Annotated in this window: 18 protein-coding genes and 1 pseudogene; 10 read left to right on the top strand and 9 right to left on the bottom strand. The window is 44.1% G+C overall.

Going from position 1 to position 20,615, the window contains the following annotated elements; translation table 11 throughout:
• Window positions 1–35: 35 nt before the first annotated feature.
• Window positions 36–3,620 carry an EAL domain-containing protein gene (locus J7545_RS16865; RefSeq protein ID WP_318719895.1) on the bottom strand — a complete coding sequence of 1,195 codons (3,585 nt, stop codon included), beginning with the start codon at window positions 3,618–3,620 and terminating at the stop codon, window positions 36–38.
• Window positions 3,621–3,800: 180 nt separating this feature from the next.
• On the opposite strand from J7545_RS16865, the gene J7545_RS16870 reads away from it, so the two are divergent.
• The gene (locus J7545_RS16870) at window positions 3,801–4,247 is read left to right on the top strand and encodes a hypothetical protein (protein ID WP_318698598.1); all 447 of its coding nucleotides are present in this window, start codon (window positions 3,801–3,803) and stop codon (window positions 4,245–4,247) included.
• Here J7545_RS16870 and J7545_RS16875 read toward each other — a convergent pair.
• The 3 genes from J7545_RS16875 to upp form a co-directional block, all read right to left on the bottom strand.
• Window positions 4,244–4,531 (bottom strand): YggT family protein, encoded by a 288-nt coding sequence (locus tag J7545_RS16875; RefSeq protein WP_318698597.1) that lies wholly within the window; start codon window positions 4,529–4,531, stop codon window positions 4,244–4,246. The genes J7545_RS16870 and J7545_RS16875 overlap by 4 nt on opposite strands.
• Window positions 4,532–4,728: 197 nt before the next feature.
• Window positions 4,729–5,043, bottom strand: coding sequence for a hypothetical protein (locus J7545_RS16880; RefSeq protein ID WP_318698596.1), 315 nt, complete (start codon window positions 5,041–5,043; stop codon window positions 4,729–4,731).
• Between the two features lie 83 nt (window positions 5,044–5,126).
• Window positions 5,127–5,777 carry a uracil phosphoribosyltransferase gene (upp, locus tag J7545_RS16885; RefSeq protein ID WP_318698595.1) on the bottom strand — a complete coding sequence of 217 codons (651 nt, stop codon included), beginning with the start codon at window positions 5,775–5,777 and terminating at the stop codon, window positions 5,127–5,129.
• Between the two features lie 78 nt (window positions 5,778–5,855).
• Here upp and crtH point away from each other — a divergent pair, with 78 nt between their 5' ends.
• The gene (crtH, locus tag J7545_RS16890; protein ID WP_318698594.1) at window positions 5,856–7,367 is read left to right on the top strand and encodes a carotenoid isomerase; all 1,512 of its coding nucleotides are present in this window, start codon (window positions 5,856–5,858) and stop codon (window positions 7,365–7,367) included.
• Window positions 7,368–7,553: 186 nt separating this feature from the next.
• Window positions 7,554–9,413, top strand: coding sequence for a tetratricopeptide repeat protein (locus J7545_RS16895; protein ID WP_318719896.1), 1,860 nt, complete (start codon window positions 7,554–7,556; stop codon window positions 9,411–9,413).
• 498 nt (window positions 9,414–9,911) lie between these two features.
• Here the strand turns inward: J7545_RS16895 and J7545_RS16900 are convergent, their stop codons facing one another.
• The 3 genes from J7545_RS16900 to J7545_RS16910 all read right to left on the bottom strand — a co-directional run bounded on the left by J7545_RS16900 (window position 9,912) and on the right by J7545_RS16910 (window position 11,551).
• Window positions 9,912–10,487: a DUF3318 domain-containing protein gene (locus tag J7545_RS16900; protein ID WP_318698592.1), complete on the bottom strand. Its 576-nt coding sequence runs from the start codon at window positions 10,485–10,487 to the stop codon at window positions 9,912–9,914.
• A complete protein-coding gene (locus tag J7545_RS16905; RefSeq protein WP_318719897.1) occupies window positions 10,487–11,272 on the bottom strand; it encodes a hypothetical protein in 786 nt (261 codons plus the stop codon). Before J7545_RS16905 ends, J7545_RS16900 begins: the two co-directional genes overlap by 1 nt.
• A 96-nt stretch (window positions 11,273–11,368) precedes the next feature.
• A complete protein-coding gene (locus J7545_RS16910; RefSeq protein WP_318698590.1) occupies window positions 11,369–11,551 on the bottom strand; it encodes a hypothetical protein in 183 nt (60 codons plus the stop codon).
• Window positions 11,552–11,799: 248 nt separating this feature from the next.
• On the opposite strand from J7545_RS16910, the gene J7545_RS16915 reads away from it, so the two are divergent.
• Together J7545_RS16915 and J7545_RS16920 are read left to right on the top strand one after the other, a co-directional pair.
• Window positions 11,800–12,306, top strand: coding sequence for a hypothetical protein (locus J7545_RS16915; protein ID WP_318698589.1), 507 nt, complete (start codon window positions 11,800–11,802; stop codon window positions 12,304–12,306).
• 565 nt (window positions 12,307–12,871) lie between these two features.
• The gene (locus tag J7545_RS16920) at window positions 12,872–15,610 is read left to right on the top strand and encodes a CHASE2 domain-containing protein (RefSeq protein ID WP_318719898.1); all 2,739 of its coding nucleotides are present in this window, start codon (window positions 12,872–12,874) and stop codon (window positions 15,608–15,610) included.
• A 58-nt stretch (window positions 15,611–15,668) separates the two neighbouring features.
• Here J7545_RS16920 and purQ read toward each other — a convergent pair whose 3' ends face one another.
• Window positions 15,669–16,337, bottom strand: a complete 669-nt coding sequence (gene purQ / locus J7545_RS16925) for a phosphoribosylformylglycinamidine synthase subunit PurQ (protein WP_318698861.1) — start codon at window positions 16,335–16,337, stop codon at window positions 15,669–15,671.
• Window positions 16,338–16,349: 12 nt separating this feature from the next.
• The gene (gene purS / locus J7545_RS16930; RefSeq protein ID WP_318698860.1) at window positions 16,350–16,607 is read right to left on the bottom strand and encodes a phosphoribosylformylglycinamidine synthase subunit PurS; all 258 of its coding nucleotides are present in this window, start codon (window positions 16,605–16,607) and stop codon (window positions 16,350–16,352) included.
• Between the two features lie 124 nt (window positions 16,608–16,731).
• Between purS and J7545_RS16935 the strand changes: the two genes are divergently transcribed.
• From J7545_RS16935 to J7545_RS16955, 5 genes and pseudogenes are all read left to right on the top strand, one after another.
• Window positions 16,732–17,277, top strand: a complete 546-nt coding sequence (locus tag J7545_RS16935) for a peroxiredoxin (protein ID WP_413038598.1) — start codon at window positions 16,732–16,734, stop codon at window positions 17,275–17,277.
• A 134-nt stretch (window positions 17,278–17,411) separates the two neighbouring features.
• Window positions 17,412–17,621, top strand: a complete 210-nt coding sequence (locus J7545_RS16940) for a type II toxin-antitoxin system HicB family antitoxin (RefSeq protein WP_318698858.1) — start codon at window positions 17,412–17,414, stop codon at window positions 17,619–17,621.
• A pseudogene (locus J7545_RS24155) lies at window positions 17,614–17,751 on the top strand (type II toxin-antitoxin system HicA family toxin); the annotation flags it as partial. The gene J7545_RS16940 and the pseudogene J7545_RS24155, both read left to right, overlap by 8 nt.
• Before the next feature lie 88 nt (window positions 17,752–17,839).
• Complete coding sequence (locus tag J7545_RS16950; RefSeq protein WP_318719899.1) at window positions 17,840–18,388, top strand: NUDIX hydrolase; 549 nt, start codon at window positions 17,840–17,842, stop codon at window positions 18,386–18,388.
• Window positions 18,389–18,471: 83 nt separating this feature from the next.
• A complete protein-coding gene (locus J7545_RS16955; RefSeq protein WP_318698853.1) occupies window positions 18,472–20,352 on the top strand; it encodes an ABC transporter ATP-binding protein in 1,881 nt (626 codons plus the stop codon).
• Window positions 20,353–20,615: the final 263 nt, after the last annotated feature.

A 20,615-nucleotide genomic window follows, 5' to 3' on the forward strand; every position in this document is an offset into this window, starting at 1 on the left:
CCCATTCCCCATTCCCCATTCCCCATTCCCTATTTCTACGTGTTATATGAGGCTATAGAGCAACCACAAGATGACCAATTGATGGCTTGTTGAAAATGGGGATGTTTCAGTAATTGGGTAGCCGATCGGGGGATCAGGGGGCGAGAAAAGAGATAACCTTGTGCATATTCACACCCAAGCTGTTGCAGTTTGCAGCATTGAGCTGGAGTTTCAATCCCTTCACAAACGAGTTGTGCCCCTAGGTTATGGGCGAGGGTGATGATGGTTTGGGCGATCGCCTCTTTGCTAATATCTGTTTCTATACCATCAACAAATTCCCGGTCAATTTTAATCATATCAATGGGCAGTTGGTGTAAGCGACTGAGGGAGGAGTACCCGGTGCCAAAGTCGTCAATAGACAGTTGCAAGCCCAATGCTTTGAGTTCATGCAAGATGGACGCATCAAATTGAGAAGTTTCCAGAAAGCTCGTTTCGGTAACCTCTAAATTTAAGCAATCACCGGGAATATGATGCGATCGCAATAATTTTTCAATTTGCTCAACTAAATTCGTCTGTTTCAGTTGCAATAAGGACAAGTTTACATTCAACACGATCTCTAACCCCTGGGAGATCTCGGCTCTCCATTGCTGCAATTGACGGCAACTTTGCTCTAAAACCCACCATCCTAAGGTGCTAATTAAACCAATTTCTTCGGCCACGGGAATAAATTCTCCCGGTGAAATCCATCCTTTCTTAGAATGTTTCCATCTCAACAAGACTTCAAATCCTTTTAATCCCCCTGTTCTTAAGCAGACTACCGGTTGATAGCATAAAGATAATTCTTCTAACTCTAGGGCACGAGTGAGATCGTGTTCTAACTGCAACCGAGCTAGGGCGCGAGGATGCATGACTGTTTCAAAACAGACAAACTGCCCTCCTCCTTGTCCTTTTGCCTGATACATGGCGAGATCGGCATCTCGTAAGAGTTCTTCTGGGGAGTGATAATCCTGATGCCCTAAGGTTATGCCAATACTTGCGCCCAAAGAAAACTCATAATCTCCCATCCGGAAGGGAGTTCGCATCAGGGAGACTAACCGTTCGGCAGCGGCGATCGCCTCTTGAGGATCGCTCAGGGACGTTAATAATACCGCAAATTCATCCCCCCCAAATCGAGCTAATGTATCTTTAGGAATCTCCCGATCCAGGTGACAAAAAGACTCTCCATGAATTCCACTCAGGGAAGTTTGTAATCTCTGAGCCACCTGTTTTAATAAATCATCACCGACCAAATGCCCCAGACTATCATTGATAATTTTAAACCGGTCTAAGTCAATAAATAGAATGGCATATAAGCCAGTCTCTTGCAATTGATAGGCATGGATCGTCTGACCTAGATGATCGATAAACCACGTCCGATTTTTTAAACCCGTTAGTTTATCATGGTAGGCATCATAGTGCAGTTGTTCCTCCGCTTGACGACGAGCACTAATATCTTCTACGGTTCCCTCATAATAGATAATATGTCCTTCCTCATCGAAAACCGCTCTTTGAGTCTCTGAAATCCAGATTATTTCACCGTCTCGTCGATAAACCTCAGACTCAAAATCATAAACAATTCCCTGCTTTTTAGTCAGGTCTTTGAGCTGTTGACGACGAGTCGGATCGACATAAAGTTGGCGATCGATATCGGTCAAGCACTCGATCAAGGATTCTGGGCTATCATATCCATAGAGATGAGCTAGAAACCGATTAGCACTTAAATAATTGCCATCGGGTGTACTTTGAAAAATTCCTTGACTAATATTTTCAAAAATACTGCGATATTTTAACTCACTCTCGCGCAGGGCTAATTCTGCTTCTTGGCGTTTCAGTTCTTGGTGATGATCTGTAATAAAGCGAGAAATATCCTTAGCCATTAACTCAATCATCTCGCGATCGGCTTCGGTAAAGGGTTGGTCGCGGACTTCCGGAGAGAGAAAACTCAGTACTCCATAGATTTTATCTTCCACAATGATTGGAGTTCCTAAGTAAGATTCTAGCTTGAACGTTTTATAGGGAAAATATTCTTTCAGTTTTGGATAGTCTTCAATATTCCCAAAACTAATGGTGTCCTGATGATCAACCACTTCCGAACAGTATGTATCGGATACATTAAAACACATTCCCGGTTTTAGCGGTAAATCACTTTGCACAAATTCTAAGCAAATAATCTCTTGATTGAGATTAGCAATAAATCCCGTTGTCAATCGAAATAGTTGACATCCAGCTTGTAAGTAAGCCGCAAACAGTTCCTCAAAATCTTGATAATTACCGGTACTCAGGCGGTGGAGATATTTCAGCCGGGTACTCAATTCAGAAAGTTTTTCGGCTTGCTGGTAGCGTTCAGTTAAATCTAAATCAACACAGTATAATTCTGGTTGTCCTTGAGCATTGTACAGGAGGACATAGCTAGAGAAAATACGGATTGCTTCTTGGTTATGGTTTTTGACAATTAATTCTCCTGGAGCTATAGGAATTCCTTGGGTAATCCAGTTATGATACCCTTGGCGTAGATAATCGGCTGTTTCTGGGGTAAGAATTAGCTCTTCTAGATTTTTACCGATCGCCTCTTGAGGAGAATATCCATATAAATTTTCACTTGCCTTATTCCAGAAAAAGATATTGAGGTCTCGATCGTATCCCTGTACTGAAATTAAAGGCACTTCTTCAAATAAGCAACGAAATCGTTGCTCGTTTTCCCTTAATGCTGCTTCACTTTGACATCGTTCAATAGCAATTGCTGCTAACCGGGTGGCAGACTCCATCCGTTTGTGATGTTTCTCTTTGGGGAGACTGGGGAATTGAGCATAAAAACAAAATGTGCCCAGTACTTGATCTTGTAATGATAATACAGGAACCGACCAAGCTGCTTGTAAGCCATAGGATAGAGCTAAATCTTTATAGTTTTTCCAGAGGGGATCGGTGGCAATATTTTCTACGATCACAGGTTCCTTTCGATAGGCGGCTGTACCACAAGATCCGGAACCTTCACCAATAGCTACGCCATCAACGGCTTGGTTGTAATTGGGGTCTAACTGCGGAGCTACCCCTAACCTTAAGCAGTTGTTTTGTGGATCTCTCAATAGGATCGATCCGAACAGTTCTGGAGCTTGGCTTTCTAAGGTATTAATCAGTAAGCTGAGGGTTTCTTGGAGAGGCGCATTTTTGGCGATCGCCTCTAGAATCTGTTTTTGCCCATTTAACCACAGTTCATTATATTTGCGATCGCTAATATCTGCGATCGTTCCCATCATCCGATAAGGACGATTATCATTGTCTTTCAATACGGTTGCGCGATCGAGTACCCAAATATATTGACCATCACTACGACGGATACGAAACTCTAGTTCATAGCTATTGCCAGTTTCTAGAGCTGCATCAATCATTTCTTGATACTTCTTTAGATCCTCTGGATGAATCAGAGATTGAACCCTCTCCAAATTGGCTTCAATTCCTTGAGGGGGAAGACCAATCAGAGTATACATTTTTTCGTTCCATACCACCTGGTCAGCTTCCACCTCCCAGATCCAAACCCCATCCGTTGTAGTTTCCATCAAGAAACGGAATTGAGCTTCTTTGATTTTTGTATGGATTGGTTTCATTTCCCCCATCATCCTTGTTATTCCCCCATAGATCTCCGATTATTCAGCCAATATCAATACACCCTTAGCCAAAATGGCCCATTGAAACTCTAATCCAAGGCTAAGGCTAACCTTGGGCTTGATGCTCAATCCAGGGTAAGCTAAATAATCGATCAGATAAAGTCTATGATGTAATCACTTATGCGATCGCCTTCTCTACTTCGTTCTGTGCAACTCGCTCTAGTGGCGCTGCTTCTTATCCTTACCTCTTGGAGCATCGCCCCTGATGCCTTGGCACTCACTCAAATTAAACTCTCTGACCTCTCTTACGAAACTTGCCCTCCAGAAATGGGTGAAGGAGCTGTCACCAGCGGGGGTTTCTCTCAAAGAGCAAACTGCTTTCTCATCCATGGAAAAGCAACGAATCCAACCGGAAAAACGGTTTATGATGCCGATATTTTTGGTCGCGTCTACGATGCCAACCGCAACCCTGTCATGCAAAATCGGACTCGTTTGGGGTTAATTGAAGAAGTGCCACCGGGAGTCAGTGACTTTGAACTGAGAATCTCAGTGGCCGCCGATCAACCGACTCCCCTAATCCTAGAGCAATTCAAGGCTGCGGGGTTTGGGGGTCGAGTTCGGCGCTAGAAGCCCAATGACCCTCCTGATGCAAAGGATACCTCAAGGGTATTAAACACATTGGCTAAAAACTGGAGCAAGAAGATCGCCAAAATGGGGGAAAAGTCCAATCCCCCCAGGGGCGGAATGATCGACCGGAAAATATTCAAATAGGGATCGGTAAGCTGACTCAACAGAGAAAATGGGGGGTCAAACCAGTTGATACTGGGAAACCAACTCAATAAAACTCGAATAATCAGCAGGACAAAGTAAATGTTACAAAATGTCGCTAGGGTGCTGGCAAGCAAGTACATGGGGATGTTATTCCTCTAAAGATTTACAGGATCACTTGTTTTCTAATGTACCGGATCGCTTCCCAGAAGTGGCAGAGCAATTCCCGAACCGGTTGGGATGGGGAGATGAGAACAGTTCGACATGCAGACGCAGGGATGGGAGACGGGGAAGATGGGGGGACGTGGAGATGCCCTAATTACCCATTCCCCATTCCCGATTACCCATTAGTTTCTGGGTCAGAGGAGACCTTATTCATGGTTCCCAGTTGGTCACGCACATCATCAATGGTTTCATTGAGTTGGGCGATTTTGGTTTCTAGGCGGCGACGAGCTGCTTCAATCTCGGCATCAGCTCTAACATCAAGATTGGGGTTTTGGAATTGATTTGGGCTATTCCCATTTAAGATTTCTTCAGATTCTAGGTTTTCATTCCGACGATTGGCTAGGGTTGCCCCTAAGATACCGCCTAAAACACTCCCGACAATGGAGCCGAGTAGAAATCCGCTGGCAAAGTTGTTATTAGATTGAGTCATAGGATCGGGTGAGGTGAAGCTTTATTTCTAGGTTAACGGTTATGGGGGATGAATGAGCGATTTTATAGCAGTACGCCTTTAGGTTAGGTTCCAAAGGTGCGATCGCCAGCATCCCCTAATCCCGGTACAATAAATCCTTGCTGATTCAATTCAGGGTCAATACAGGCGGTATACACTTTAAGAGCCGGATACTCTTCATTGAGCTTTTGCAGGGCTGGAGAGGCAGCAACTACGGAAACAATACGGACAAATGCCGGATTAATGCCTCGTTGGGTGAGTTCTTGTAAGGTCAAGGTAATGCTGCCTCCGGTTGCAAGCATCGGTTCTGGAATTAAGATCCGAGTTTCTGGGGCAAACTCTGGGGGCAGTTTATTCAGATAACAACTTGCTTCTAGGGTTTCTTCATTGCGAGCCAGACCCAGATGGTAAACTTTCGCTAAAGGGAGCAGGGCTTGGGAGCCTTCTAGCAGAGCCAAACCTGCTCGTAGGATAGGAACGACAGCCACGGGAATTTCTGGGTTAACTAGAGTGGCTGCACAGGGAGCTAGGGGGGTTTCGATGGTGGTTTGGAATGTGGGTAACCAGTCTCGCACTGCTTCGTAGGTAAGCCAGCGTCCCAGTTCCGTCATGGAAGTCCGGAATAGGGCGCTAGGGGTTTGGCGATCGCGAGCAACAGCCAACCAATGTTGAATTAGGGGATGGGGAGGGACATGAACGTGCAGTTGAAAAGTCATGGGTGTGTGAGGATAAACCAAAGAATAGTTTACAATTAAATGTTGGACTTCTAAATATTTATTTCCCTTCCTATAGTCATGTCTGTTGAGTCTTCTTCCCCCGATTGTGATGTGATCGTGATTGGTTCCGGTATTGGCGGACTGGTCACCGCGACCCAACTCGCTGCTAAAGGCGCTCGCGTTTTAGTATTGGAAAGTTATTTAATTCCAGGGGGAAGTGCGGGCTATTTTGAGCGCAATGGCTATCGGTTTGATGTCGGAGCCTCCATGATTTTTGGCTTCGGCAAACAGGGAACGACCAATTTACTCACCCGTGCCCTGGATGCAGTGGATATGAGTTTAGATACCTATCCCGATCCCGTACAAATCCATTATCATCTTCCAGGGGGTTTAGAGCTAAAAGTCCATCGGGAGTACGAGGCGTTTATACAAGAATTGGGCGATCTCTTCCCCCACGAACGCAAAGGCATCCGCCAATTTTATGACGAATGCTGGCGCGTGTTTAATTGCCTCAACGCCATGGAACTCCTCTCCTTAGAAGAACCCCGATATTTAATGCGAGTATTTTTCCAGCATCCCTTGGCTTGCCTGGGTTTGGTGAAATATCTCCCACAAAACGTGGGAGACATTGCCCGTCGCTATATCCGCGATCCGCAACTGCTCAAAGTCATCGATATTGAATGCTATTGTTGGTCCGTTGTCCCCGCCCAACTCACCCCCATGATCAATGCCGGGATGGTCTTTTCTGACCGCCATTATGGAGGCATTAACTATCCCAAAGGCGGAGTCGGACAAATTGCTGAAAAACTCGCTGAAGGACTGGAAAAAAAAGGCAGTCAAATCCTCTATAAATCCAGAGTTAAACAAATTCTCCTCAAGAACAACAAAGCCATCGGGGTAGAATTAGTCAATGGCAAACGCTACACCGCTCGCCGTGTTGTTTCCAATGCCACCCGGTGGAACACCTTTGAATCCTTACTGCCTTCCGAAACCCTACCCCCAGCCGAACAAAGCTGGCAAGAACGCTACCAAAAATCCCCCAGTTTCGTCAGCTTACATTTAGGAGTAAACGCTTCTGTCTTGCCAGAAGGCACAGAATGCCATCATATTTTACTTGAAGATTGGGATAAAATGGAAACCTCCCACGGGACAATTTTTGTCTCCATTCCCACCTTGCTCGATCCTGATTTAGCCCCTCCCGGTCATCATATTATCCACACCTTTACCCCCAGTTGGATTGACCAATGGCAAGGACTAACTCCGAAAAAATATGAAGCCCAAAAAGAAGAAATTGCCGATCGCATCATTGAACGATTAGAAGCTATTTTTCCTGGATTAGAAGCGGCATTAGACTATGAAGAAGTCGGGACCCCGCGCACCCATCGCCGTTTCTTAAACCGCCAAGATGGAACCTATGGTCCCATTCCCAAACGTAAGTTATTAGGATTATTAGGAATGCCTTTTAATCGGACAAGTATTCCGGGATTATATTGTGTCGGAGATAGCACTTTTCCCGGACAAGGCTTGAATGCAGTTGCCTTTTCTGGATTTGCTTGCGCTCATCGCATAGCGGTAGATTTGGGGTTGTAGGGCTTTGCTAGGGAATGGAGAATGGGGAATAGGGAATAGGGAATGGGGAATGGAGAATAGGGAATAGGGAATAGGGAATGGGGAATGGAGAATAGGGAATGGGGAATAGGGAATAGGGAAAACTGGGTTCCACTCTTTCGTTGAACTGGCTATAATTCAGAACATCATCAAAAACCTAAAGAAGACATGCCGTCAGAAGATCCAGAAACTTTATCTTTAAGCGATCGCTACTCAGCGTTTATCGAGAAAATCGTTACCGATACCCTCAAAGGAAAGATTGGTTCAAAAGAGTATGTTTATCGGCAAGTGGTAGCACAGCTAGGATTGGTACGGGGTACGGGGGAGATTTTTGAACGATGTTTAATCGAAAAAATAACGCTGACTCAAAATAAAGTGGAGGCTGAACAGGATGAGTTAAAGCAAGCAAAAGCCCAGCGTCAAGTGAGAGCGCTTCGCACTTTAGAAGAAGCATGGAATCGATATCAAGAGACTCAAAGGACGGAAAATGCTTGTAGCGATGCTGTCACGAAATTAATCGATGCAGATGATGGAGAGCGCCTATCCGTTCTCCTGGATATTCTCGATCCTAACCAAACGAATGCCTTCAGCAATAAGGAGATTGCATCTTTCGCAAAAGAGCTAGAACAAGTTCAGGAATCCGATGACAATACAGTTGCTGAACTTCACACTCTGGCAGCAGGATTGAAACAAGGATTGTCAGCGTCTACTTCTCTGGATTTGATGGGATGGTTATACGAGCAGCGTCAATTGGGATTTGCATCCAAAATAGGGGCGAATAATCCTTGGGGATATTGGGCAAAACAAGTGAGCAGTCCATTGTCCCAATTGTTCTTCACTGAACAATCGAATAATCAATCGGCGGCATCTGTAGCTCAACAACAAACCCGTCTAGATTGGAGTGCTTGGGTAGAGTTAATTGTCTTATTGCGAGGCATTCAAGAGGGTTTAGTGAGCTGGTTTGACAAACAACCCTACAATATTAAAGCGGGCAATGATGCCGCCGCCTCCACCTTTCTCACGTTTGCGATTATCTGGTGCGAATTAAGCAGTGGATTTCGGCAAGCAGAGCAGCTTTCAGCTTCCGATCGCGATCGCCTGGCGGATGCTTGTTTTCAAATTGGGCTGCAAATTTTACGCTCTTTTGCTCAACGAGATAATTTCCCCATCTATGGTGGTGTCTTTGCCTCTTTTACGGGTAAAACGTTTCGCGAAACCATTGCCTATCTCGATCGCCCCCTGAAAACGATCGAGAAAAAGCAAGAAAAGGCACGTATCCTGACTGTATTGGGCTATTCGCAACAGTGGATGGGCGATCGCGATCGCGCCCTTGTTTTACACCAAGAAGCCCTCGATTTAGCCCGTCAAGAGTCCGATCGCAACTGTGAAGTGGCAAATTTGAACCACTTGAGTCGCTTGCAGCTCAGTCTAGGGCAATTGGCGGAGGCGATCGATTTCGGACAACGGGCACTCTTGTTTGCGCGTCAGATTGGCGATCCATTGGGGGAAATTAATGCGATCGCCAATTTAGGCTATGCAGAAGTCCGTCAAGCTCAACAACAAGAACATGTTTCTATCTCAAACATAGAAGCTTGTATCGAAAGGCTTCAACGTGGAATCAAGTTATTAGAAAAGCATCAAGATTTGATCTCAGCAGTCTTTTGTTATTTGGGCATGGGAATCGCTCATTTAATCTTAGATCGGAGCAATAATGCCCAATCCTATTTGGAAAAAAGTCTAGCCCTATCCATTCAATTCGGAAATTTGGAATTGGAAGGCTTAAGCCATGCGAATCTCGGTGAAGTCAACTATCAACTCAGTCAACTTCCCTTGGCTGTATTCCACGCTTGTTTAGGACTGTATTTATTAGAGCAAAAAAATGCGATAGAGAAACGGCAAGTAGCGAATTTAGTCGCCATCCTAAAGGGAAACTTAGGGGCAGAAGCATTTAAACAGATCCTTCAACAACAGCGATCGCAAATTATGGCTAGGATTGGCCTAGATGGGTTTGATTATATTATCGAATAAAAGAGGTATTATAAAATCTTGCGTAAAGGAACGTTGAGAGCAACTTTTGTACTACATTTTGTCGTGTCAAATGTGGGTTCTATGGCTCAATTCAGTAGATTCACCGTGCCTAACTGAAGGAAGTTACGTAGTTTCAGCGCTTCTTCATGAAATCTTCATAAAAATACGGTCAAACTTCATCAAAGCTTTACAGACATTCCCTAAATTTACCACTAAGCTTTCTATATTGAAGAATTGAAAATTGAAGAATTGAAAGCGTTTTCTTCAGAAGAAGACGATCTAGAGCTTCCTGTAAACTTGGATGTTCAGTTGCAAGAAGATTCTATTGACGAGCAATAAGGGAGGATAGAGAGGAGCATTTCCCTTGGTGTTCTAATCTATTCTAATCTATAAGCATCTCTATTTCGAGTATTGACTCTAGGGAATAGGGTGATTTGACTCGATGAGTTTCCCCATTGCAGAGCAGGAAAAAGCAGACAGAGGATTCTATCCTATTGCTTAATTTAACATCACCCGCAAATTTTGGCATCGGAGTAGCTCCACTACCGATAAACCATTTCTCCCTTCAATTTGAGCGATATGCTCGATCGCCTTTAACAAAGATTTAGTTGCTTCGAGTTCCGTATATCCGCGCCGACTGGCTACTCGAATTGCCGCTTTATCGCCTTCAATCATCACATCCCGTTGGCGATTTTTACGTCGGATTTGCATCACTGCCATTGCCGTTAGTCCTCCACTGGCGACCATTCCTACGGCATCCGCTTGCATCATTTCTATCACTGTTCCCAGGAATCCCACTGTCACCAATCCTTGATAGAGATTGGGTTTAAACCATTCCACCTGGCAAACCCAACAAACGGCTTGTAGGACAGCTAAATCTTGTTCTGCCAACGGTAATTGGCGCAAAAGGTCAAAATTGATATAAATCGGCCGCGATCGCCTCCAGGGCAAAGGAAAGGGGGCCTCAATCACCTGGGGTTGTTCCGGTTTACCGATCAATTGTACAAACATGCGCCCAGAAGCGGGCATCAGTTCCATGAGCCGAGACAGTTCCGGGTCGCGATCGCGGTACATTATTGTGGGGTAACCTCCAAACCATCAACCAAAGTTGCCAGCAGATTCGGTACTTGCTCGGCTCCTGCTTCCGTGGCTGCAATTAAAACCAAATAGACATCCTGTTCCTGTTGAGTCGAAATCAGCGTACCACTCATCGGTTGGCTATTACGTCCTTGGGTTAAGCTTCCTGTCCAAGGCACTTGTACGATGCCTTCACCTAGGGGGATATAGCTTTGAGCTAGAAACCCCTCACCACCTTGCAATTCTTCAACCGCAATTTGGGCCAAAATGCCATTAGTGAGCCGTTGTTTTGTCAGTCGAGGTAAGCGCACAACGGTATAAGCCATTTGTCCATCCGGGGATTCAAACAGAGGATCTTTGCCAGTTGAACTCACCTTATAGTCTTGAACGATCGCGATTTGATAAAAGCCATTGGGATCTTCATACGTCCCCCCAACCTCTAACGGCGGTGCAGTTGGCTCTTCAATCGCTGGAGTCGGTTCTGGACTTGGAGGAGCGGGAGGGGGAGGTAAGGGAGAAGGGGAAGCTAGGGGAGTGGGAGCCAAAGGCGCTTCTGGACTTGGAGAAGCTTGAGGCGATGGAGAAGCGTCCGGAGAGGGTAAAGGAGGCGGTTCCGGTAAGGTTTCTGGGGTTGGAGGACTGGGGACTTGCGCGATCGCGGGTTGCTCTAGGGCCAGTTGTCCCTGAGAATGAGACCCATAGGAGTTACCCAGGATTAACCCTAGGGCAACGATCGCCATTAAACCAATCAGCCAAAGTCGATGGGGTTTGAGTTTGAGCATGGGATTTAAGTTGAAGATGGGACTTAGAGCGCTAGGTTTGGTGTTCAAGTCCCCTAGGATTTTGTAATCCTAAATTAATGGAATGGCTGACGCAAGTCAAGGATGCTCGTCGTTATCAGCAAGAGTGCGGCGATCGCACTCTTTCCACACATGATACGCCACAACGATTGCGCTCAGGCTAAAGCCTAACGAAGCATCTAGGATGAACCCAACCAAATTGGGAAGCACAAATTCAGAGATTAGAATTAAGATCTTTTGTTGTCGTTTTTGAGAAGTCATAACCATTAATTTCTGACGCTCATACTTCCCTTTTAGCTCTCCATTTTTATAAAAAACTGCTCAGAAAAAACAGGCAAATAAATCGTCACAAAATTATTTCCCTCTCGTAGAGCGCCTTAGAAAAACACAAAAAAAATCCTCTCATCATCCATTGAAAATCGACAAGAATAAATCAAAATATAGAGAAACAAAACGAAATAAAAATCACCAAAATTCTCTCTTCAAACACCAAATGGTAGGGCAAAACCATGGTCAATTCTCAACCGCAGACCTTGCAAGAACAATTCCTCTTGCATCCGAATAATTTCGAGAAGAAAAATTCAGCCATTGCTAGACAAATTGACAAAGAATTAAACGGTACATTTAATCTCAATGGCATAGGAGGAACTCTTGGCGCAGTTATCGATCAAATCGTCAATACGTTTCGCGAACAAATGGAACGTGATGGGGTCAATCTTGAGGGTTTGCAGCTCAAAAAACGGGGTGCGCCGGATGTTTCGCCCTGGCAAAGGTGTTATCATTGGCTCTGGGATAAAGCCTTTCCTCGGTGGGGGTTTACGAAGTTGCAGAAGCAGAAGCAAGTCGTCTCGAAACCTGGATGGTTGGAGCTAGTTCCCAACCAGGAAGACCGTTGTATTGCGGTGGGTAAACCGAATAATCCGACCCAAGAATTACGAGCGAATCAGGGATATTTATTCCAATTGCAAGTCTCAGTTCCGGGGTATTTGCTCTTGTTGCTCCGGGAAAAAAACTGACACCCTAGTGTCCGGCGATCTGGGCAAATGTTTTAAGATCTGTAACTCTACATCCATTGATCTATCTCGCTTTTAGCTATTGATACTCTATTTTATTCTATCTTCATTCTCGGAGAGTGACAGAAGAGGGTTAATCGCTAATGTTCTACCGGAAGAGTGGGCAGATTTATAGACTCAAGGTCATACAGTGTTACTCACTAGGGAATAGGTTTGGTAAATTGCAAGATATACTAACTGCCAAGGCAGCTATTGTATAAAAAAATACTTAAAAGAGGGAAGACGCTTAAAAGCGAGACGGTATAACTGTATAAGCAATAGATCCTGTAATATTTGAAAAAATTTAACTGGTTATAAGGCTTACACTCCATAGATTGTTTAGCCAAAGAAAATCAACACTCGAAGGCATAAAGCCACAATAATCTATGGCATTCGATGTGAAAAGAACTGTGATATTTGGCTTTTGGCAGTAAACTGGAAGATACGATCAACATGAAATGATTAACCATCTATAGAGCCTCAAGAGAAACTGATGGTGGCAAAAGTCCTTAATTGGTAGGTTGAAGGAATGTGGGCAAAGTTGAGCAGTATAATCAAGCGACGGGGTAAAGTCTGGCTCACTGCTACTAGCATGACTGTAGCGATCGTTGGTGTGCGGCTTACAGGGGTATTGCAACCTTTAGAGCTGGCGGCATTCGATCAAGGGTTTCGCTTGCGTCCTGTAGAAGCTAGAGACGATCGCATTATCATTGTTGGCATTAATGAGACGGATCTGCAAAGTGTGGGAACTTGGCCGGTTTCGGATGCCATCTTAACAACATTATTACAAAAAGTAAAAGCTCAAAATCCTAGCGTTATTGGGTTAAATTTATACCGTAACTTGCCCGTTGAGCCAGGTTATGAGGATTTAACCGCTCTATTTCGAGAGACTTCCAACTTAATTGGGATTGAAAAAGTAGTGGGAGAAAGTGATGGGTTGGCGATCGCCCCCTCTCCCGTCCTTGCTGAACTCAGTCAAATTAGTGCCAATGACTTCCCCTGGGATGTAGATGGTAAAATTCGCCGAGGGTTCCTCTATCTTGATGATGCTCAAGGCAATACCATCTTGAGCCTAGGCTTTCGTTTGGCCATGTTATACTTAGAAACCCACGATATTTCTCCTACAATTACCGAAGACTTTCAGATTACCCTGGGTGAAGCCAGCTTTTACCCCTTTTCCAGCAATGATGGGGCCTATATTCGCAGCAACGATGCTGGTTACCAGATTATCTTAAATTATCGCGGTAAACCGGGCAGTTTTACCACAGTTTCCTTGATGGATGTCCTAGAAGATCGAATTCCCGAAGATTTAATGCGCGATCGCATTATTTTAATTGGTTCAACCGCTAAAAGCTTAAAAGAATCGGTCTTAACTCCCTATAGCAATGAGATTCGAGGTATTCCTCAAGCCATGGCAGGAGTAGAAGTAAATGCTAATTTAATCAGTCAGATCGTCAGTGAGGCCATGAACGGTCGGTTATCCATAAAAATTTTGCCCGATATCTGGGAATATCTGTGGATTTTTTCTTGGTCAATCATCGGCGCACAATACATTAGTCAATGGCGGTTAATTGACGGTATTGCTAAACTTTATATTTGGCGAACTATCCTCTGTTTTATCATCAGTGCTGCCAGTATTATTGGCATCAGCTATCTTCTCTTTCTCTACGGCTGGTGGATACCGATGATTCCCTCTGTTTTAGGCTTAACTAGCTCGGCACTGCTTGAAACCAGCTATACCCTCTGGAGTAATCTGAGAAAATCCCAACAACAACTACAAGATTATTTACACACTTTAGAATTAAAAGTTGCCGAACGTACCCAAGAATTACAAGCCGCTAAATTAGCAGCAGATGATGCCAATAAAGCCAAAAGTGAATTTCTCGCCAACATGAGTCATGAGCTGCGCACCCCCTTAAATGGGATTCTCGGTTATAGTCAGCTTTTAGGTCGAGACTCCAGCTTGAATTCTCAGCAGATTAATAATATCAAGATTATTAACCAATGTGGTACACATTTACTCAACTTAATCAATGATATTCTTGATTTAGCCAAAATTGAAGCCCGCAAAATGGACTTAAATCCTATGGATGTTCATTTTCAATCCTTTTTGCTTGGAGTCGCTGAAATTTGCCGTATCAAAGCAGAACAAAAGAATATTGAGTTTATCTATAAAACTGATGATGAATTGCCAGAAAATCTATTTTTCGATGAAAAACGACTCAGGCAAGTTTTAATTAATTTAATTAGTAATGCTATTAAGTTTACCCATCAAGGGGGCGTGATTTTTCATGTTTATCGCCGGATATCCGTAATTGATTTAGATTCTAATTCTAAAATCAACCCTCTAGCTTTTACCATTGAAGATACTGGAGTGGGAATGACTCCCGATCAATTGAATACTATTTTTTTGCCTTTTGAGCAAGTGGGGAGTAAAAGTCAAAATGCAGAAGGAACGGGCTTGGGTTTAGCAATTACACAGCAAATTATTGATTTAATGGGAGGGGAAATAAAAGTAACCAGCAAGCTGGGGCAAGGGAGTAAATTCCAGCTTCACCTTGACTTAAAAAGCCATAATAAGTTTAGTCATAAAGCTAAACATTTCCGAGACAATCCCATTCACGTTAAAGGCAAACCACCTCGTATTTTAATCGTTGATAATCGCTGGCAAAATCGTGGAATTATCTGTGAAATATTATCGCCGTTGGGATTTGAATTGGCTGAAGCAGAAAATGGTCAACAAGGTTTAGATATGGTAGAAAAATTGAATCCAGAATTAATTATTAGTGATGTGGGGATGCCGGTAATGGATGGATTAGAGATGATTCGTCATTTACGGCGCTCGCCCCAATTTGAAAAGACGATTATTTTAATTTCATCGGTGCGAGCATTTGCGTCCGATCGAGATCGATTTCTACAGTCAGGGGCTAATGATATTTTGTCTAAACCGGTTCAAATTGACGAATTGTTAGATAAGTTGGAACATTATTTACAGCTAGAATGGATTTATGAAACTCACGATACAGACACTGAGGTACGTGAGGCTGCTGATTCTGCGATGATTACGGAACAAAAAACACCGGAATCTACTGAATTAAAACAATTACACTATGCGGCTAAAATTGGCGATATTGAAGGAATAAAAGCGGAGCTAGGCCGAATTCGACAACTCGATTCAAGTTATCAAGATTTTGTTAAGCAATTGGAAGAAATGGCGGCGAATTTTGATGTGGAAAGGATTGAAGATATTTTGCAAAAATATGTCTAGTATGGGTCATATTGTAAGGTGGAGAATTCCCACCCCACCTCTATCTTCATTGTTGATTTTAACTATTCATTCTCTCCAAAAGTCCCTTAAACAGAGCTAATCCATCGGTTCCTCCTAAAACTCGATCGCTGGCGCGTTCGGGGTGGGGCATCATACCCATGACATTGCCGTTATGATTGCATATTCCAGCAATATCATTGAGGGAACCATTGGGATTTTCACCGACATAGCGGAAGAGAACTTGCTGATTTTCTTCGAGTTGGTTAAGCGTTTTGGAATCGGCATAATAGTGCCCTTCGCCATGGGCAATGGGGAGGGTAACGCTCCGATCTTTGACGTATAAATGGGTAAAGGGGGTTTGATTGTTTTCTACTTTCAAGGTGATACGATCGCAAACAAAGTGAAGTCCTTGATTGCGCGTTAAGGCTCCCGGTAATAATCCCACCTCAGTTAACACCTGAAACCCGTTGCAGATACCAAAGACGAGCTTGCCTTGATTGGCATGTTCGACGATCGCCCCCATAATGGGAGAAAATCGGGCGATCGCCCCGCAGCGCAAATAATCTCCATAGCTAAATCCCCCCGGTAGTACCACCACATCCACATCATCTAATGTCGTTTCTTGATGCCAAATTAACCGGGTTGGACAACCTAATACATCGCGCAATACATACACCATATCGCGATCGCAGTTAGAACCAGGAAAAACCACCACCCCAAACTTCACGATCTTTCCCCCCTACTCTGGAATTAAATCAAAACGATAATTTTCAATCACGGGATTGGCTAACAGGCGATCGCACATTTGCTCGAGTTGCTCCTGAGCCTCCTGCTCTCCCTCCGCTTGCAGTTTTAAATCAATATATTTACCAATTCTCACCCCTTCTACGGTTTCATATCCCAATTCTTTTAAGCCCGACTCCACCGCAACCCCCGCTGGATCGAGAACGGAAGGGCGCAGGGTGACAAAAATTTTCGCACGATAGGTTTGAGCCACGATTGACTTGCCTTTAGGGTACACCACTTTTAAGAGTACACCCCCTGTCCTCAGAAAGAAACTGCTACAGTGTGCAATTGAACTCCTAATTCAACATAATTCAACATACATCCCCATGAATTCATTGAATCGGCGATCGCTCTTACGGCTGATCCTCACCAGTTTCCTCCTTCTGGCACTCTCCTTACCCTTCGGAGCGCCCACCTTCGCCCTAGGGGGTAAACTCCCCGAAATCGGACAACCTGCCCCCTCCTTCCAACTACCCACCAATACCGGAGAAGGGGAAATTTCCCTTTCTGATTATCAAGGACAATGGATCGTGGTTTACTTCTACCCTGCTGACTTTACCCCGGGCTGTACCCTAGAAGCCCGGCGTTTTCAACAAGATTTACCAGAATACTTAGAGCGCAATACCCAAATTTTAGGTATTAGCGCTGATGATATTAAATCCCATGCTGATTTTTGCGACAGTGAAGGGTTAAAATTCCCCCTACTTGCCGATACCACTGGGGCAGTGAGCAAAGCCTATGGTTCCTGGTTACGGTTTATCTCCATGCGCCATACGTTTATTATCGATCCCGATGGTATTCTCCGCGCCACGTTTACCAGCGTTCGTCCTGCCATTCACTCCCAAGAAGTTCTCACCCGTTTGGACGAGCTGCAAGCCTAATTAACTGTTTGATTACAGATAATCTTGCACCGTATCAACCGATAAGGATAGGATTTGGGCGATCGCCTCAGTAGCAATGGGACTTGATGCTGAGGCGATCGCCACTACGATGATTGGCTAAAAGAGGTAGTATTATGAACAGTCGTCACTTAACTGTAATTGTCTATAAAGAAAACAACCTGTATATTGCCGAATGTCCAGAAGTCGGTACAGTAGATCAAGGAGAGACCATAGAACAGGCGATCGCCGGTTTAAAACAAGCCACACAACTCTATTTAGAAGAATTTCCCCTCCCGAAAACTTCACCTCGCTTTGTGACTACCATTGAGGTTAACTATGCCTAAGTTACCACGAATTTCTAGTAGAGAAGCAATTCGGGCGCTTGAGCATTTAGGTTTTGAAGTTGTTCGTCAAACGGGAAGTCATATTGTTATGAAACAGACAACCTTTAGAGGCAATTGCCCCCAACCCCTACCCATTTTTAATTTTTATATTGATCTAACTTGCTCTTCCTCTAAGACTGTGGCAAGGTTTGAAACAGACTCTAACCATACACCCAACCATGCCGTTGCAACCGGAACCCGCAGAAAAAATCCAACAACGCTTCTTCTACCAAGGACGTAAATTCAGCTTCGAGGGCGCAACCCTGCGCCTTCCCAATGGCGTTGTCGGTGACTGGGAATGCATTCATCATCCTGGAGGCGCTCTTGCTGTACCCGTCACCCCAGAAGGAAAATTAGTCCTGGTGCGTCAATACCGCTTTGCAGCACAGGGACGACTGCTTGAATTTCCCGCTGGAACCGTAGAAGTGCATGAAGATCCCGCCGAAACCATTAAACGGGAAATTGAAGAAGAAACCGGATATCGAAGTCATAAATGGCGTAAACTGGGTGAATTTTTTCTGGCTCCTGGCTATTCCGATGAAATTATTTATGCCTTTTTAGCCGAAGATCTCGAACTCTTGCCTAACCCTCCCGAGCAAGACGAAGATGAAGATATAGAAACGGTGTTAATGACTCCGCAAGAATTAGAACAAGCCATTGTAGACGGGGAACAAGTTGATGCCAAATCCATTTCTGCGTTTGTTTTAGCCCGTCCCTTCCTCAGCTAAGGAGGTAGGCTAAAGTATTTGTAAAATAGCCAGCAGTATCCAATTACCCATTACCCATTACCAGGGCGAAGCGCTATAACCTTATGACTTCTCCTCCCACTTCCCGAGAGAAACCTCACCGTAAACAAAACGACTGGCAGCTTTTAATGCGACTGGCTCCCTATGCTCGTCGCCATGGCAGATTGCTGACAGCATCCTTAATCCTTTTATTGCCTCTTTCGTTGGCTGGCGCAGTTCAGCCTTTGATTATTGGACAAGCCGTTTCTAAACTTAAGAGCGAACCCACTTGGGCTATTTTAGATTCCTTATCGGTGTCTAACAGTATTAATCTCTTAGGGGGTTTGCTTCTGGTTACGATTCTCTTTCGCCTCCTATTTGCTGGCGTACAAGGGTTTATGATTCAAAAGGTGGGACAACAGTTAACCGCAGATATCCGCGATGATTTATTTGACCATGTTACTGCCTTAGCTGTTAAATTTTTTGACCGAACCCCCGTCGGTAGTTTGATTACCCGGTTAACCAATGACGTGGAAGCCCTCGGAGAGGTCTTTTCCACGGGAGCGATCGGCATTATCAATGATATTGTCTCCATTATGGTTATTGGTGTAGTGATGTTTCGCCAGCAATGGCAACTGGCGCTTCTGTTAATTAGTCTACTGATTCCAGTCACCTTACTGATTATTTATTTTCAACAGCAATATCGAGCTGCTAACTATATCGCTAGAGAAGAACTCTCCAAACTCAACGCCCAATTCCAAGAAAATATTATCGGCATCGATGTCGTCCAACTCTTTCGCCGCGAGCGGTTTAATCAAGAACTCTTTCGTAAAAACAATCAACGGTTTATTGAAGCCATTGATAAAACCATCTTCTATAATTCTGGAGTTTCTGCCACCTTAGAATGGATTGCCCTTGTCGCCGTTGCAGGCGTTCTCGGTTTAGGCGGAATGCTCATTCTACAAGATCAACTCACGTTTGGTATCCTCTCTGAATTTATCCTCTTTGCGCCTCGTTTTTTTGACCCCCTGCGGCGGTTCGCGGAAAAATTCACCATGTTTCAATCGGGATTTACAGCCATTGAACGGATTCATGAACTTATGAGTCAACCCATTGATATTCGCGATCCAGAAGTCGAAAAACGCCAAAATCTACAAGTAGGGGTAGATTCACTCAGATCTGCCTTGGAAAAGGAAAAACTCGCTCAATCCCCCCCTACAGAACTATCGGAGCTAAAAATAGGTGAAATTCGCTTTGAAGAAGTTTGGTTTGCTTACAAAAAAGATGAATTTGTGATTAAAAATCTAGATTTTACCATTCGCCCTGGTGAAAAAATTGCCCTTGTCGGACCAACTGGAGCCGGGAAAAGTTCCGTGATTCGATTGTTGTGTCGCCTCTATGAACCCACCTATGGACGGATTTTAGTCGATGGTATTGATATTCGCCATTTACCTCAGCAAGAGTTGCGCCGTCATTTAGGCGTGATTTTACAAGATGGATTTCTATTTTCTGGAGATGTAAAAAGTAATATTACCCTGGGTGAATCCTATCCGTTATCCCAAATTCAAGCAGCGGCAAAACTGACCAATATTGACCGCTTTATTGAAGAATTGCCCCAAGGATATAACACCCAATTACGAGAAAGAGGCACCAATTTATCGAGCGGACAAAAACAGTTATTAGCCTTTGCGCGAGTCGCGATTCGCAATCCGAATATCTTAGTTTTGGATGAAGCAACATCAAGTTTAGATGTGGGAACGGAAGCTTTAGTCCAAGAAGCCCTCGATCAGCTTTTAATCAATCGTACCGCCATTATTATTGCCCATCGTCTATCCACCATTCGCAATGTAGACCGAATTTTTGTCTTAAAACAGGGGGCTTTAGTGGAAACAGGAACCCATGAATCTTTATTAGCTCAAAAGGGACTCTATGCAAGTTTGTATCAGTTGCAAATGCTGGGCACTTGAAGATAGACTTTAGCTATAATTTATGAAAATGGTAGAATACGAACTCTTAATTTAGATTCATTAATGGTTACTAATGCTCCAGATTCTAGGAAATCTCTGCTTTTCTCAATGGCTGAAATAACAATACCCCTCTTCTGTCACTCTCCGAAAAGCTAAAGCTTTTCGGAATCGTAGAGTGTAGACAAGGCAGGCGATCGCGCCATTTTTTCTGCATATCAATTCCCAAGAGTATGCATATGGGCAAAAATGAGATCGCCACACCC

Source organism: Roseofilum sp. SBFL, from assembly GCF_017746885.1.
Classification (GTDB): domain Bacteria; phylum Cyanobacteriota; class Cyanobacteriia; order Cyanobacteriales; family Desertifilaceae; genus Roseofilum.

Excerpts from the sequence above, each read along its gene's own strand:
- J7545_RS16865 (WP_318719895.1), bottom strand. The coding sequence starts at position 3,620 with ATGAAACCAATCCATACAAAAATCAAAGAAGCTCAATTCCGTTTCTTG.
- J7545_RS16870 (WP_318698598.1), top strand. The coding sequence starts at position 3,801 with ATGCGATCGCCTTCTCTACTTCGTTCTGTGCAACTCGCTCTAGTGGCG.
- J7545_RS16875 (WP_318698597.1), bottom strand. The coding sequence starts at position 4,531 with ATGTACTTGCTTGCCAGCACCCTAGCGACATTTTGTAACATTTACTTT.
- J7545_RS16880 (WP_318698596.1), bottom strand. The coding sequence starts at position 5,043 with ATGACTCAATCTAATAACAACTTTGCCAGCGGATTTCTACTCGGCTCC.
- upp (WP_318698595.1), bottom strand. The coding sequence starts at position 5,777 with ATGACTTTTCAACTGCACGTTCATGTCCCTCCCCATCCCCTAATTCAA.
- crtH (WP_318698594.1), top strand. The coding sequence starts at position 5,856 with ATGTCTGTTGAGTCTTCTTCCCCCGATTGTGATGTGATCGTGATTGGT.
- J7545_RS16895 (WP_318719896.1), top strand. The coding sequence starts at position 7,554 with ATGCCGTCAGAAGATCCAGAAACTTTATCTTTAAGCGATCGCTACTCA.
- J7545_RS16900 (WP_318698592.1), bottom strand. The coding sequence starts at position 10,487 with ATGTACCGCGATCGCGACCCGGAACTGTCTCGGCTCATGGAACTGATG.
- J7545_RS16905 (WP_318719897.1), bottom strand. The coding sequence starts at position 11,272 with ATGCTCAAACTCAAACCCCATCGACTTTGGCTGATTGGTTTAATGGCG.
- J7545_RS16910 (WP_318698590.1), bottom strand. The coding sequence starts at position 11,551 with ATGACTTCTCAAAAACGACAACAAAAGATCTTAATTCTAATCTCTGAA.
- J7545_RS16915 (WP_318698589.1), top strand. The coding sequence starts at position 11,800 with ATGGTCAATTCTCAACCGCAGACCTTGCAAGAACAATTCCTCTTGCAT.
- J7545_RS16920 (WP_318719898.1), top strand. The coding sequence starts at position 12,872 with ATGTGGGCAAAGTTGAGCAGTATAATCAAGCGACGGGGTAAAGTCTGG.
- J7545_RS16940 (WP_318698858.1), top strand. The coding sequence starts at position 17,412 with ATGAACAGTCGTCACTTAACTGTAATTGTCTATAAAGAAAACAACCTG.
- J7545_RS16950 (WP_318719899.1), top strand. The coding sequence starts at position 17,840 with ATGCCGTTGCAACCGGAACCCGCAGAAAAAATCCAACAACGCTTCTTC.
- J7545_RS16955 (WP_318698853.1), top strand. The coding sequence starts at position 18,472 with ATGACTTCTCCTCCCACTTCCCGAGAGAAACCTCACCGTAAACAAAAC.